Raw genomic sequence first — 12375 nt, 5'->3', positions numbered from 1 at the left:
CAGGGACATTCATCATGAACCGCAGACTGGATAACGAACGCATCATCCGCGCGCCCCACGGCAGCGAGATCAGCGCGAAGAGCTGGCTGACGGAAGCGCCGCTGCGCATGCTGATGAACAATCTGGATCCGGATGTCGCCGAGCGTCCGAGCGAGCTCGTGGTCTATGGCGGCATCGGCCGCGCGGCGCGCGACTGGGGGAGCTTTGACCGGATTGCCGCCTCCTTGCGCAAGCTCGAAGGCGACCAGACGCTGCTGGTGCAGTCCGGCAAGCCGGTCGGCATCTTCCGCACCCATGCGGATGCACCGCGCGTCCTGATCGCGAACTCGAACCTGGTGCCGCATTGGGCGACGCTCGATCATTTCAACGAGCTCGACCGCCAGGGCCTGATGATGTTCGGCCAGATGACGGCAGGCTCCTGGATCTATATCGGCAGCCAGGGCATCGTGCAGGGGACCTATGAAACGTTCGTCGAGGTCGGCCGGCGGCACTACGGCGGCAGCCTCGCCGGCAAATGGATCCTCACCGCGGGCCTCGGCGGCATGGGTGGCGCGCAGCCGCTGGCGGCAACCATGGCCGGCGCCTCGATGCTCGCCGTGGAGTGCCAGCCGAGCCGCATCGAGATGCGGCTGCGGACAGGGTATCTCGACCGCCAGGCGACGACGCTCGATGAAGCGCTGGCGATGATTGCCGACGCGACGAAGAGCGGGACGCCTGTCTCGGTCGGCCTGCTCGGCAATGCGGCCGAGATATTTCCGGAGCTGGTGCGCCGCGGCGTGCGCCCGGGCATCGTCACCGACCAGACCAGCGCGCATGATCCGATCAACGGCTACCTGCCCAAGGGATGGACGCTCGCCGATTGGGAGGCGCGGCGCGCCGCCGATCCGAAGGCGGTCGAGACGGCGGCCAAGACCTCGATGGTCGATCACGTCCAGGCCATGCTGGATTTCCACGCGCGGGGAATCCCGACGCTCGACTACGGCAACAACATCCGTCAGATGGCCAAGGACATGGGCCTGAAGCAAGCGTTCGATTTCCCAGGTTTCGTGCCGGCTTATATTCGTCCGTTGTTCTGCCGCGGCGTCGGGCCGTTCCGCTGGGCGGCGCTGTCGGGCGATCCCGAGGACATCTTCAAGACCGACGCCAAGGTCAAGGAGCTGATGCCCAACGACGGCCATCTGCACAACTGGCTCGACATGGCGAAGGCGCGCATCAAGTTTCAGGGACTGCCGGCGCGGATTTGCTGGGTCGGTCTCGGCGACCGCCATCGCCTGGGCCTTGCCTTCAACGAGATGGTGGCGCGCGGCGAGCTCAAGGCGCCGATCGTGATCGGCCGCGATCATCTCGACAGCGGCTCGGTGGCAAGCCCGAATCGCGAGACCGAGGCGATGCGCGATGGCTCCGACGCGGTGTCGGATTGGCCGCTGCTCAACGCGCTGCTCAATTGTGCGAGCGGCGCCACCTGGGTGTCGCTGCATCACGGCGGCGGCGTCGGCATCGGCTATTCGCAGCACGCCGGCATGGTGATCGTCGCTGATGGCACGCCGGAGGCGGCGCGCCGGCTCGAGCGCGTGCTGTGGAATGACCCGGCGACGGGGGTCATGCGCCACGCCGATTCCGGTTATGAAACCGCGATCGAATGCGCTCGCGCCAACGGGCTCGATCTGCCGAGCCTGCGCTGACGGCGGCCGTTGGTTCGGGAGTCACTTGCAATTCAGGCGCATCACCTGATCGGAGCTGCATAGCCTAGCGCGCAATCGCTGTGCGGCTCTCAACCTTCTGGTTGATGTCCGCGAGGTGACCGGCAGGCTTGATGCGGCAGACCTGCGGTGGGGCTACCTGAGATAGATGCCCCGCCGTGCGCTGCACCTGTGATCCGTCGCTGGCGACTTCCCGATTGCCTGCTTTCGCGTCAGCGGCGCTGACAGGATGAGCTGCCTGGGCGCTTGTCTCACGGCAGGCGACATGCAATCTTCCGCCCCCGGCAATGCTGTTCGAGAGCAACAAGAACAATAATCCCTCTCGTCCCTCCAATTCTGTCGAGGGCCTGATCATGTCGAACCCTATTCAAGCGACCTCCGCTCCGTGGCGGATAGGCGTGCTGTTCTCGCGAACCGGATTCATGTCGGTGATCGAGGAGACCCAGTATCAAGGCACGCAGCTTGCGATCGAGGAGGTGAACGAGGGAGGCGGGGTCTGCGGGCGCGAGCTGGTTCCCGTCGCCTATGATCCCGGCTCGGATTCGGCCGCCTATGGCCACTATGCCAAACGGTTGATGGTCGAGGATCAGGTCAGCACCATCTTCGGCTGCTACACCTCGTCGAGCCGCAAGGCGGTGCTGCCCGTGGTGGAACGGCTCAACGGCCTGCTTTGGTACCCGACGCTCTATGAGGGGTTCGAGGCGTCGCCGAACGTCATCTACACCGGCGCCTCGCCGAATCAGAACAGCCTCGCGCTGTGCCGCTATCTGATGGATACGTTCGGAACACGATTCTATTTCGTGGGCTCCGATTACATCTATCCGCGCGAATCCAACCGGGTGATGCGGGAACTGCTGAAGAGCAACGGCGGCTCGGTGGTCGGCGAGCGCTACGTCAACGTCTACGCACGCTGGCAGGACTTCGTTCCGATCATCCAGGACATCAAGCGGGTCAGACCCGATGTGATCTTCTCGACCGTCGTGGGGGAGGGCACGGTCTTCCTCTATCAGGCCTACGCGAATGTCGGGCTCGACCCCAAGCAAGTGCCGATCGCCAGCCTGACCACGACGGAAGCCGAAATCGCCGCCATGGGCTTCGACGTCGGCGAAGGACACGTCACCGCCGCCTCCTATTTCCAGGGTGTCGAGGGCAGCGCCAACAACGCATTTGTGCAGCGCTTCAAGAAGCGGTTCGGCGCCGATATCTCCACCAACATGTGCGCCGAGGCATCCTATTTCCAGCTGCATCTGTTCGCGAAGGCGCTCGAGCAGGTCAATTCGCTCGACACGGAAGTGCTGCGCTCGATGGTGTTCGGCACCAGCTTTGATGCACCGCAAGGTGCCGTCACCGTCAACCCGATGTCGGGTCATACCGATCTGTGGACCCGCATCGGACGCGCCAACCGCCAGGGACAGTTCGATGTCGTCAGCCAGTCGAAGGAGCCGGTGCATGCGGATCCGTTCCTGATCGGATATGGTCGTGCAACGCAAACAGGAAGCGTCCAATGAACGAGCAGTCGCGTAAGCCGTCGCTGAGCCGAGACGTCGGCGGACGCAAGACCATGGTGCAGGAACTGGCCGATCTGTCAGCCGTCGTGGTTGCGCCGGTCGACGATCAGGTCGGCATGTTGCTGCGCGAGTTGCAGCGGTTCAGGATGCGGGTGCGTCAGGTCTGGCCGATGCCGGAGAGCGTACCGGCCGATGCCGACGTGGTGTACTGCGAATACTCGCCGGATCTGGCGCGGCGTCTGCCGTGGATTCCGGGCGATGCGCGTTCCGCGCTGGTGGTGATCCTGCCGGCGACGGAAACCGTTCACGCCGACGCGCTGTGTCATGCGACGCCCAACGCGGTGCTGCCGCGGCCGTTCACGCAGAATGCCGTGTTGTCCAGCCTGGTGCTGGCGCGCAGCCAGTTCAGCTACGAACGGCGGCTGCGCAGCAAGATCGAGAAACTCGACGACAATCTGCGCTCGATGCGCACGGTGGAGCGCGCCAAGGCCATTCTGATGGCGACGCGCCAGATGCCGGAAACCGAAGCCTACGGATTCATCAGACGACAGGCGATGGATCGTCGCGTGTCGGCAAGTGCAGTCGCCGCGGCGATTGTTGACTCGTTCGAACTGCTTGGCTACGATCATCAACAGTAAGCCCCAATAGCGGGGCCGGCGGCGATAGCGCCGCCTTCGACACAACCGGCAACAAAGCCCTCCCAATGCTCGCGTCAGCGCGCATCGGGAGGGCTTTTTGTTTTTTCAGTCCTGAAGGGAGCTTAAGGATGAGCATTTCACGGCGGACTTTGCTGAGGAATACAGCGGCGCTTGGCGCGTTTGCCGGCGCCGGACTGCCGCATATCTGGATCAAGAACGCCGACCTCGCCTACGCCGCGGGCGGCGAGATCAAGGTCGGCGTGCTGTTCTCGCTGACGGGAACGACTGCGATCATCGAGGAATCGCTCAACAAAGCGACGCTGCTTGCGATCGAGGAAATCAACGCCGCCGGCGGCATCAAGGGCAGCAAGATCGTGCCGATCGTCGAGGATCCGGCGTCCGATCCGGCGACCTTCTCGGAGAAGGCGCGCAAGCTCGTCGTCGGCGACAAATGCGTCAGCGTGTTCGGTTCCTACACCTCGGCGAGCCGCAAGGCGGTGCTTCCGGTGTTCGAGCGGCAGAACAACCTCTATTGGTATCCGACGCTCTACGAGGGCCGCGAGTGCTCCAAGAACGTCATCTACACCGGCGCGGTGCCGAACCAGCAGCAGGACGAGTTCGTACCCTGGCTGGTCAAGAAGTTCGGCAAGAAGTTCTATCTGATCGGCTCCAACTACATCTATCCGAAGGAAGAGAACAACTACTGCAAGAAGCTGCTCGAGAAGCTCGGCGGCGAGGTCGTGGCGGAAGAATATGTGCCGCTCGGCCATTCCGAATTCTCGTCCGTCATCAACAAGATCCGCGCGACGCAACCGAACGTGATCTTCTCCACCGTGGTCGGCGATTCCGTGGTGGCGCTGCATCGTCAGTACAAGGCGGCCGGTCTCGATCCCGAGAAGATGCCGATGGCGAGCCTGACGACCTCCGAGAACGAGGTCGCGGCGATGGGCGGCGAAGCCGCCGCCGGTCACTTCACCTCGGCGCCGTACTTCATGGTGCACAAATCGCCCGAGAACGAGAAGTTCGTCGAGGCCTACAAGAAGCGCTGGGGCGCCGACAAGGTGACGCATTTCGTCTCGGAGGCCTGCTACTTCCAGACCTATCTGTTCAAGCAGGCCGTCGAAAAGCTCGCGACCAGCGACCTGACGCCGCCGAACATCCGCGATGCGGTCAAGGGCGAAGGAATGATCGCGCCGCAGGGCAAGGTCCAGATCGAGCCGGATAATCTGCACACCTGGCTGTGGCCCAAGATCGCCCAGGCGAAGTCGAACGGCCAGTTCGAGATTCTGGTCGAGGCCAAGGATTGGCTGAAGCCGGTGCCTTACGCGGCCTATCCCGGGCAGTCCTGCACCGAGAAGGGCTTGGTCGAGAAGAGCTGACGGGGGCCGACGACGGCCGTCGGCGTGCGGCGCCGGCGGCCGGCTTCCGGCAACGAAAGCGGTCTCTCGCACACATGCGAGAGGCGCAGGACGCACCAAATCGAATATCGAAAGCGGATCCCGACGTGGACCAATTCATTGAACAAATCGTCACAGGCCTCAGCATCGGATCGATCCTGCTGCTGGTGGCGCTGGGACTGTCGATCATCTACGGCTCGATGGGCATCATCAATCTCGCTCATGGCGAGTTCGTGATGCTCGGCGCTTACGCCGCCTGGGTGTTCCATACCTATCTCGGGCTCGGCCTGCTCGCGAGCCTCCTTCCGATCTTCCTGGTGGTTGCAACATTCGGCTGGGTCATCGAGCGCTACGTGCTGAGCCTGCTCAACAACCGGCCGCTCGACACGATCCTCGCCACCTGGGGCGTCGGCATCATGCTGCAACAGGCGGTGCGGCTGATGGTCGGCAGCGAGCTGCGCTATGTGCAGCTGCCGCCGGCGCTGTCCGACAGCATGGACGTGTTCGGCATCCCGATATCGTCGTACCGGGTGTTCCTGTTCGTCGTCTCGATCACGCTGTTCGGGGCGACCTGGGTGCTCATGAACCGCACCACGGTCGGGATGAAGCTGCGCGCCATCATCCAGGACCGCTCGGTCGCAGCTTCCTTCGGCATCAACGCCAAGCGGGTCTATGCGCTGACCTTCGCCTATGGCGCGGGGCTTGCAGGGCTCGCCGGCGCGCTGGTGTCGCCGCTCAAGAGCGTGTCGCCCGACATGGGCACCGGCTACGTGGTCGACGCCTTCATGGTGGTTGTGCTCGGCGGCGTGCAGAGCCTCGCTGGCACCGTGGCGAGCGCCTTCATCCTCGGCGAACTCTCCGGCGGCATCGCCTTCCTGCAGAACGACACGGTGGCCAAGGCCATCGTGCTGCTCGCCATCGTCGTGCTCATCCGTTTCCGCCCTGAGGGGCTTTTCACCGCACGCGTGCGGGCCTGAGACAGATCGCTCATCTATGCCGTCGAATGCTTCCAACTCCAACGGATTGCAGCGCCTGATCGCGCAGCTTGCACCCCTGCTGATCGTCTGCGCCGTGGTGCTTGCGCTCCCGGTGCTGCTCAACAACGACTTCCTGCTCAATAAGGTCGCGCGCTATCTGGTGCTCGGCATCCTCACGATATCGCTCGGGCTGTCCTGGGGTTTCGGCGGCATCCTCAATCTCGGCCAGGCGATGAGCTTCGGGCTCGGTTCCTACGCCATGGCGATGGCGCTGAAGCTCAAGACCGTGCCGGTGCATACGGGGGTCAGCGGACTGCCGGACTTCATGGTCTGGAACAACGTCCAGCATCTTCCGTGGTTCTGGGAGCCGTTCCGGTCGCTCGGCTTTGCCATCGCGGCGGGCCTGCTCGTGCCGGCGCTGGTTGCGGCGGGGCTCGGCTGGTTCATGTTCCGGGGGCGGGTCACCGGCGTCTACGTGTCGATCATCACGCTTGCGACCATGGTGGTGATCAATCTCGTGATCATCGACCAGCAGAGCTACACCGGCGGCTTCAACGGCATCACCGATCTCGCCCAGCTCGAGCTGTTCGGCGTCGCGTTCGATGCCTATGGCCGCGCGACCTACTACCTCGTCGCCGGCTGTGTGCTGCTCAGCCTGCTGGTCGCCTTTGCCTTCACCAAATCCAGGGCTGGCCTGATCGTGCAGGCGATCCGCGATCACGAGAGCAGGGTGCGCTACTTCGGCTACGACGTCGCGCTCTACCAGATCTTCGTGTTCGCGCTGTCGGCCGCGATCGCAGGCCTCGCCGGCATGCTCTACACGGTGGTGATGGAGTTCGCCTCGCCGACCTTCCTCGGCGTGCAGCTCTCGCTCTCGGTGGTGGTGTGGTGCGCCGTAGGCGGCAGGCAGAGCCTGGTCGGTGCGTTCCTCGGCGCGGTGCTGGTCGCGGGCATGCAGGGCGCGCTGTCGGAATCCGCGGCGTTCCTGGAAACCTGGACGTTGGTGATGGGCGCGCTGTTCGTGCTTGTGGTGCTGTTCCTGCCGAAGGGGCTCGCCGGCCTCGCGCAGGCCACCTGGCGCTGGGTTGCCCAGCGCAGACGGGCTGCAGGTAGCGCGGTTGCACGAGGTGTCAGCCAGACGGAGGGCAGCACATGAGTTCGCATCTCGACCTCCGCGACGTCTCGGTCAGCTTCAACGGTTTCAAGGCGCTCAATTCGCTCAACATGAGCGTGCGCAAGGGCGAGCTACGCTGCCTGATCGGGCCGAACGGCGCCGGCAAGACCACGGCGCTCGACATCATCTGCGGCAAGGTCAAACCGAGCGCCGGCACCGTCAGCTTCGACGGCACTGCGCTGCAGGATCTCGAGGAATACGAGATCGCGCGCGCCGGTGTCGGCCGCAAGTTCCAGGTGCCGAGCGTGTTCCGGGAGCTCTCGGTCAGCGACAATCTCGAAGTGGCGCGGGCGCGCCGTACCTCCGTGCTGGGCAATCTGCGCTGGAACATCGGCAACTCCGGCCGGGAAGACATTGAACGTCTCGCCGAGCTGGTCGGGCTCACCGAGCAGCTCGACCGGCCGGCCGCCTATCTGTCGCACGGCCAGACCCAGTGGCTGGAGATCGGCATGCTGGTCGCCCAGGACGCTGAACTGATCCTGATGGATGAACCCACCGCAGGCATGACGGCACAGGAAACCCGCAAGACCGCCGAGCTTTTCGTACGGCTGAAGGGCAAGCACACACTGATCGTGGTCGAGCACGACATGGGCTTCGTCAAGGCGATCGGCGACATCATCTCGGTGATGCATATGGGCCAGATGCTGGCCGAGGGCACCGCGGCGGAAGTCGAGGCGCATCCGGAAGTCCGCCGCGCCTATCTCGGATCGGGAGGCATCAGCCATGCTTGAGCTGACCGACGTCGACGCGTTTTATGGCAACAGCCGCGCGCTGCAGGGCATCAACCTGATGGTCGGCAACGGCGAATTCCTCTCGGTGCTGGGCCGCAACGGCGTCGGCAAGACCACGCTGATGCGGAGCATCCTCGGCCTGATGGACCGGTGCACCGGGCGCCTGTCGCTCGACGGCGCCGACATCTCGCCGCTGCGGACCTATCAGCGTGCCAAGGCGGGCATCGCCTATGTGCCGCAGGGCCGCGGCATCCTGCCGAAGTTCACCGTGCGTGAGAACCTGACGCTCGGAACCTTTGCGGCGAAGTCGGCCAACGGCATCGAGGAGTGGGTGCTCGAGCTGTTCCCGGTGCTCAAGGACTTTCTCAACCGCTACGGCGGCAATCTCTCCGGTGGTCAGCAGCAGCAGCTTGCGATCGCGCGGGCGCTGCTTGCCCAGCCCAAGGTCATCCTGCTGGACGAGCCGACCGAAGGCATTCAGCCGAACATCGTCGAGCAGATCGAGGACGTGATCACCCGCCTCAACCGCGAGCGCGGCATCACCGTCGTGCTGGTCGAACAGAATGTCGCGCTCGCGCGGCGAGCGTCTCACCGCTTCGCGTTGCTCGAAAAGGGACGCGTCGTCGCCAAGGGCGCAATCGGTGAGCTCACCGATGATCTCATCCAGCTGCACATGGCCGTGTAGCGGGAACTATCGTTCAGAAAGGGAGTCGAGACATGTTGCATGGAGATATATCGAGCAGCAAGGACACGGTCGGCGTCGCCGTGGTCAACTACAAGATGCCGCGTCTGCACACCAAGGCCGAGGTGCTGGATAACGCGCGCAACATCGCCAAGATGGTCGAGGGCATGAAACTCGGCCTGCCGGGCATGGATCTCGTGATCTTCCCGGAATACTCGACCCACGGCATCATGTACGACTCCAAGGAGATGTACGAGACGGCTTCGTCGGTGCCGGGCGAGGAAACCCGCATCTTCGCCGACGCCTGCCGCAAGGCCAAGGTCTGGGGCGTGTTCTCGCTGACCGGCGAGCGCCACGAGGAGCATCCCAACAAGGCGCCGTACAACACGCTGATCCTGATGAACGACAAGGGCGAGATCGTCCAAAAGTATCGCAAGATCATGCCGTGGGTGCCGATCGAGGGCTGGTATCCCGGTGACTGTACTTACGTCTCGGAGGGACCAAAGGGCCTCAAGATCAGCCTGATCATCTGCGACGACGGCAACTACCCGGAGATCTGGCGCGACTGCGCGATGCGCGGCGCCGAGCTGATCGTCCGCTGCCAGGGCTACATGTATCCGGCCAAGGAGCAGCAGATCCAGATCTCGAAGTCGATGGCCTGGGCGAACAATTGCTACGTCGCGGTCGCCAACGCTTCCGGCTTCGACGGCGTCTATTCCTACTTCGGCCATTCCGCGCTCATCGGATTCGACGGAAGGACGCTCGGTGAGTGCGGCACCGAGGAGAACGGCATCCAATACGCCCAGCTCTCGGTCTCGCTGATCCGCGACGCCCGCCGCAATATGCAGTCGCAGAACCATCTCTTCAAGCTGATGCACCGCGGCTACACCGGACTGATCAACTCCGGCGACGGCGACCGTGGCCACGCGGTGTGCCCGTACACGTTCTACAAGAACTGGATCACGGACCCGGAGGGGACGCGGGAGATGGTCGAGGCCATGACCCGTCCGACCGTCGGAACCGACGAGTGTCCGATCGAGGGCATCCCGAACCAGAAAGTCGCACATCGTTGATTTGAGAAGCCAGGCTGTGCCGGCGCGATCATGCGCCGGCACGGTTCTCAACACTGTTGCAAGGGGAAGCGGGGGTTATCATGAGCAGCCAAGCGAATAGCGGTATCGTTCACCAGACCGAGGGACAGATCGACGATCTTCTCGGTCATGAGTTCGAGCACGAGCCGGTGCCGATCAGCGCCCGGCGCAGCGCCTTCTCGGTCACCATGGTGTGGCTGGGCTTTCCGATGATCATCACCGGCGCGATGACCGGATCGCTGCTGGTACTCGGCATGGGGTTCAAGAATGCGCTGGTGGCGATGATCATCGGCAATCTGATCATGTTCGCCTATGTCGGTGCGCTCGGCCTGATCGGCACGCGGAAGGGCATGAACTTCGCGCTGATCGCCAGCATCGTGTTCGGCAGGAAGGGCTATGTGCTGGCGTCGGGCCTGCTGTCGACCCTGCTGCTCGGCTGGTATGCGGTGCAGACCGGCATCACCGGCGCGCTGATCTCCTCGACCTACGGCCTCAACTATGTCGCGATGACCATCGTCGCCGGCGTGCTCTATATCGGGATCACCTTCGTCGGGGTGAAGGGATTGCACTATATCGGGCTGGCGTCGGTGCCGCTGTTCGTCGTGCTCGGCCTCTGGGTTGCCGCCGACGCAGCGTCGACCACGACGTCGGCTGCGATCTTTGGCTATGCCGGCAATAATGGCGTGGCCAGCATGTCGATGGGCGTCGGCCTCACCGTGGTGCTGGCGCTGTTCATCGATGCCGGAACGGTGACTGCGGACTTCAACCGCTGGGCGCCCAGTCCGGGAGCGTCGTTGTTCGCCACATTCAGCGCGTTTCCGTTCGCCAATCTGGTGGCGATGCTGGTCGGCGGCGTGATGACGGCGGCGCTCGCCGTGCCGAATGCCAATCCATTCGGTGTCGACAACATGTTCGGCTTCATGAACGGCAAGCAGCTGACCTGGCTCAGCATCCTTGCATTCATCTTCCTCTACACCAATCTCGGCTCGGTCTGCTCGCACTGTCTTTACAATGCGGCGACCGGTTGGTCGCGCATCCTCGGGACCAATATGCGGCTGATGGCCGTGATCCTCGGCGCCATCGGCATCGTCGTCGCGGCAGGTAACGTCTGGGCGTTCTTCATCCAGTGGCTGTCGCTGCTCGGCATCCTGGTGCCGCCGATCGGCGCCATCATCCTGGTCGATCAATATCTGCTGCGCACCGAGGCGCGTGCGGATGTCGACTGGCGTGCGAAGCCCTTCATTGCCTGGGGCATCGGGTCGCTGTGCGCTTTTGCGGTTGAAAACCTGATGCCGGGGCTGTCCACTGCGATCTCAGCCGCGCTGGTCGCCGGCATCGTGTACGGGGCGATCGCGCGGGTGGACGCCTCGACCGAAAAGGTGGCGCGTCCCGCCTAAGCGATCAGCTCAATCAAGCAAGAAGGGTACATCAATGAGCGTCGACTATCAGATCCATGATCTCGGCAATTTGACGTTGCAGCGCGGCGCAACCCTCCGCGACTGCAAGCTTGCCTACAAGACGTTTGGCCAGCTCAACGCGGCCAAGGACAATGTGATCGTCTATCCGACCTGGTATTCCGGCCAGCACTACGACAATGAATGGCTGATCGGCCCGGGCATGGCGCTCGATCCCGCGAAGTACTTCATCATCATTCCGAACATGCTGGGCAACGGCCTGTCGTCGTCGCCGAGCAACACGCCGGAGCCTTACAACGGGCCGCGGTTTCCGCAGGTGACGGCCTACGACAATGTGCGCGTCCAGCACCGGCTAGTGACCGAGAAATTCGGCATCAAGCACATCCGCCTGGTCGTCGGCTGGTCGATGGGCGCGCTGCAGACGTTCCATTGGGGCGCGCTCTATCCCGACTTGATGGATCTCCTCGCGCCGTTCTGCGGCTCGGCGAAGTGCTCGCGGCACAACTATGTGTTCCTCGAAGGCGTCAAGGCCGCGCTCACGGCGGATGCCGCGTGGAAGGAGGGCTGGTACACCGACAAGCCGGCCCGCGGCCTGCGCGCCGCCGCGCGGGTCTATGCCGGCTGGGGCTTCTCGCAGGCGTTCTATCGCGAGCAGCTCGACATCAAGACGATGGGCTATTCGTCGCTGGAGGATTTCCTGGTGGCGTTCTGGGAGGGCTTCTTCCTGCCGAAGGATCCCAACAACCTGCTGACCATGCTGTGGACCTGGCAGAACGGCGACATCAGCGCCAACGAGATCTATAACGGCGACTTCAAGGCTGCCTTGAAAGCCATCAAGGCCAAGGCCTATGTCATGCCGGGGCAGACCGATCTCTACTTCCCGCCTGAAGACAGCGAGAATGAGGTGGCGAACATGCAGAACGCCAAGTTCGTGCCGGTGCCGTCGATCTGGGGCCATTTCGCGGGCGGGCCGGGGACCAACCCGGTCGATGTCGCCTTCATCGATACCAAGCTCAAGGAACTGCTTGCATCGTGATGTCAATCCGTGGCGAAGGGCTGCCT

The 12375-nt window shown here is 63.5% G+C and carries 11 protein-coding genes; all 11 read left to right on the top strand.

Features of this window, described 5'->3' with window-relative positions; all coding sequences use genetic code 11:
* The first annotated feature begins 14 nt into the window (after positions 1–14).
* The 11 genes from hutU (at position 15) to AKN83_RS05350 (ending at position 12349) form a co-directional block, all read left to right on the top strand.
* Positions 15–1682, top strand: a complete 1668-nt coding sequence (hutU, locus tag AKN83_RS05400) for a urocanate hydratase (protein ID WP_050400087.1) — start codon at positions 15–17, stop codon at positions 1680–1682.
* A 371-nt stretch (positions 1683–2053) separates the two neighbouring features.
* Positions 2054–3208, top strand: a complete 1155-nt coding sequence (locus AKN83_RS05395) for a transporter substrate-binding domain-containing protein (RefSeq protein WP_050400285.1) — start codon at positions 2054–2056, stop codon at positions 3206–3208.
* Between the two features lie 53 nt (positions 3209–3261).
* Positions 3262–3846 (top strand): ANTAR domain-containing response regulator, encoded by a 585-nt coding sequence (locus AKN83_RS05390; protein ID WP_244521925.1) that lies wholly within the window; start codon positions 3262–3264, stop codon positions 3844–3846.
* A 128-nt stretch (positions 3847–3974) separates the two neighbouring features.
* Entirely contained in the window at positions 3975–5225 is a 1251-nt protein-coding gene (locus tag AKN83_RS05385) for a transporter substrate-binding domain-containing protein (RefSeq protein WP_050400090.1), read from the top strand.
* A 125-nt stretch (positions 5226–5350) separates the two neighbouring features.
* Positions 5351–6220: an urea ABC transporter permease subunit UrtB gene (urtB, locus tag AKN83_RS05380; RefSeq protein WP_050400091.1), complete on the top strand. Its 870-nt coding sequence runs from the start codon at positions 5351–5353 to the stop codon at positions 6218–6220.
* A gap of 16 nt (positions 6221–6236) precedes the next feature.
* A complete protein-coding gene (gene urtC, locus AKN83_RS05375; protein ID WP_050400092.1) occupies positions 6237–7376 on the top strand; it encodes an urea ABC transporter permease subunit UrtC in 1140 nt (379 codons plus the stop codon).
* Complete coding sequence (gene urtD / locus AKN83_RS05370; RefSeq protein WP_050400094.1) at positions 7373–8125, top strand: urea ABC transporter ATP-binding protein UrtD; 753 nt, start codon at positions 7373–7375, stop codon at positions 8123–8125. The genes urtC and urtD overlap by 4 nt, the downstream gene beginning before the upstream one ends.
* The gene (gene urtE, locus AKN83_RS05365) at positions 8118–8810 is read left to right on the top strand and encodes an urea ABC transporter ATP-binding subunit UrtE (RefSeq protein ID WP_050400095.1); all 693 of its coding nucleotides are present in this window, start codon (positions 8118–8120) and stop codon (positions 8808–8810) included. The genes urtD and urtE overlap by 8 nt, the downstream gene beginning before the upstream one ends.
* 32 nt (positions 8811–8842) lie before the next feature.
* A complete protein-coding gene (locus AKN83_RS05360) occupies positions 8843–9880 on the top strand; it encodes an aliphatic amidase (protein ID WP_016845713.1) in 1038 nt (345 codons plus the stop codon).
* Positions 9881–9960: 80 nt separating this feature from the next.
* Complete coding sequence (locus AKN83_RS05355) at positions 9961–11295, top strand: purine-cytosine permease family protein (RefSeq protein ID WP_050400098.1); 1335 nt, start codon at positions 9961–9963, stop codon at positions 11293–11295.
* A gap of 34 nt (positions 11296–11329) precedes the next feature.
* Positions 11330–12349 carry an alpha/beta fold hydrolase gene (locus AKN83_RS05350; RefSeq protein ID WP_050400100.1) on the top strand — a complete coding sequence of 340 codons (1020 nt, stop codon included), beginning with the start codon at positions 11330–11332 and terminating at the stop codon, positions 12347–12349.
* Positions 12350–12375: the final 26 nt, after the last annotated feature.

Source organism: Bradyrhizobium embrapense, assembly GCF_001189235.2.
GTDB lineage: Bacteria > Pseudomonadota > Alphaproteobacteria > Rhizobiales > Xanthobacteraceae > Bradyrhizobium > Bradyrhizobium embrapense.
This window is presented reverse-complemented; position numbering and strand designations above follow the sequence as displayed.

Excerpts from the sequence above, each read along its gene's own strand:
- AKN83_RS05385 (WP_050400090.1), top strand. The coding sequence starts at position 3,975 with ATGAGCATTTCACGGCGGACTTTGCTGAGGAATACAGCGGCGCTTGGC.
- AKN83_RS05390 (WP_244521925.1), top strand. The coding sequence starts at position 3,262 with ATGGTGCAGGAACTGGCCGATCTGTCAGCCGTCGTGGTTGCGCCGGTC.
- hutU (WP_050400087.1), top strand. The coding sequence starts at position 15 with ATGAACCGCAGACTGGATAACGAACGCATCATCCGCGCGCCCCACGGC.
- AKN83_RS05350 (WP_050400100.1), top strand. The coding sequence starts at position 11,330 with ATGAGCGTCGACTATCAGATCCATGATCTCGGCAATTTGACGTTGCAG.
- AKN83_RS05360 (WP_016845713.1), top strand. The coding sequence starts at position 8,843 with ATGTTGCATGGAGATATATCGAGCAGCAAGGACACGGTCGGCGTCGCC.
- AKN83_RS05355 (WP_050400098.1), top strand. The coding sequence starts at position 9,961 with ATGAGCAGCCAAGCGAATAGCGGTATCGTTCACCAGACCGAGGGACAG.
- urtE (WP_050400095.1), top strand. The coding sequence starts at position 8,118 with ATGCTTGAGCTGACCGACGTCGACGCGTTTTATGGCAACAGCCGCGCG.
- AKN83_RS05395 (WP_050400285.1), top strand. The coding sequence starts at position 2,054 with ATGTCGAACCCTATTCAAGCGACCTCCGCTCCGTGGCGGATAGGCGTG.
- urtD (WP_050400094.1), top strand. The coding sequence starts at position 7,373 with ATGAGTTCGCATCTCGACCTCCGCGACGTCTCGGTCAGCTTCAACGGT.
- urtC (WP_050400092.1), top strand. The coding sequence starts at position 6,237 with ATGCCGTCGAATGCTTCCAACTCCAACGGATTGCAGCGCCTGATCGCG.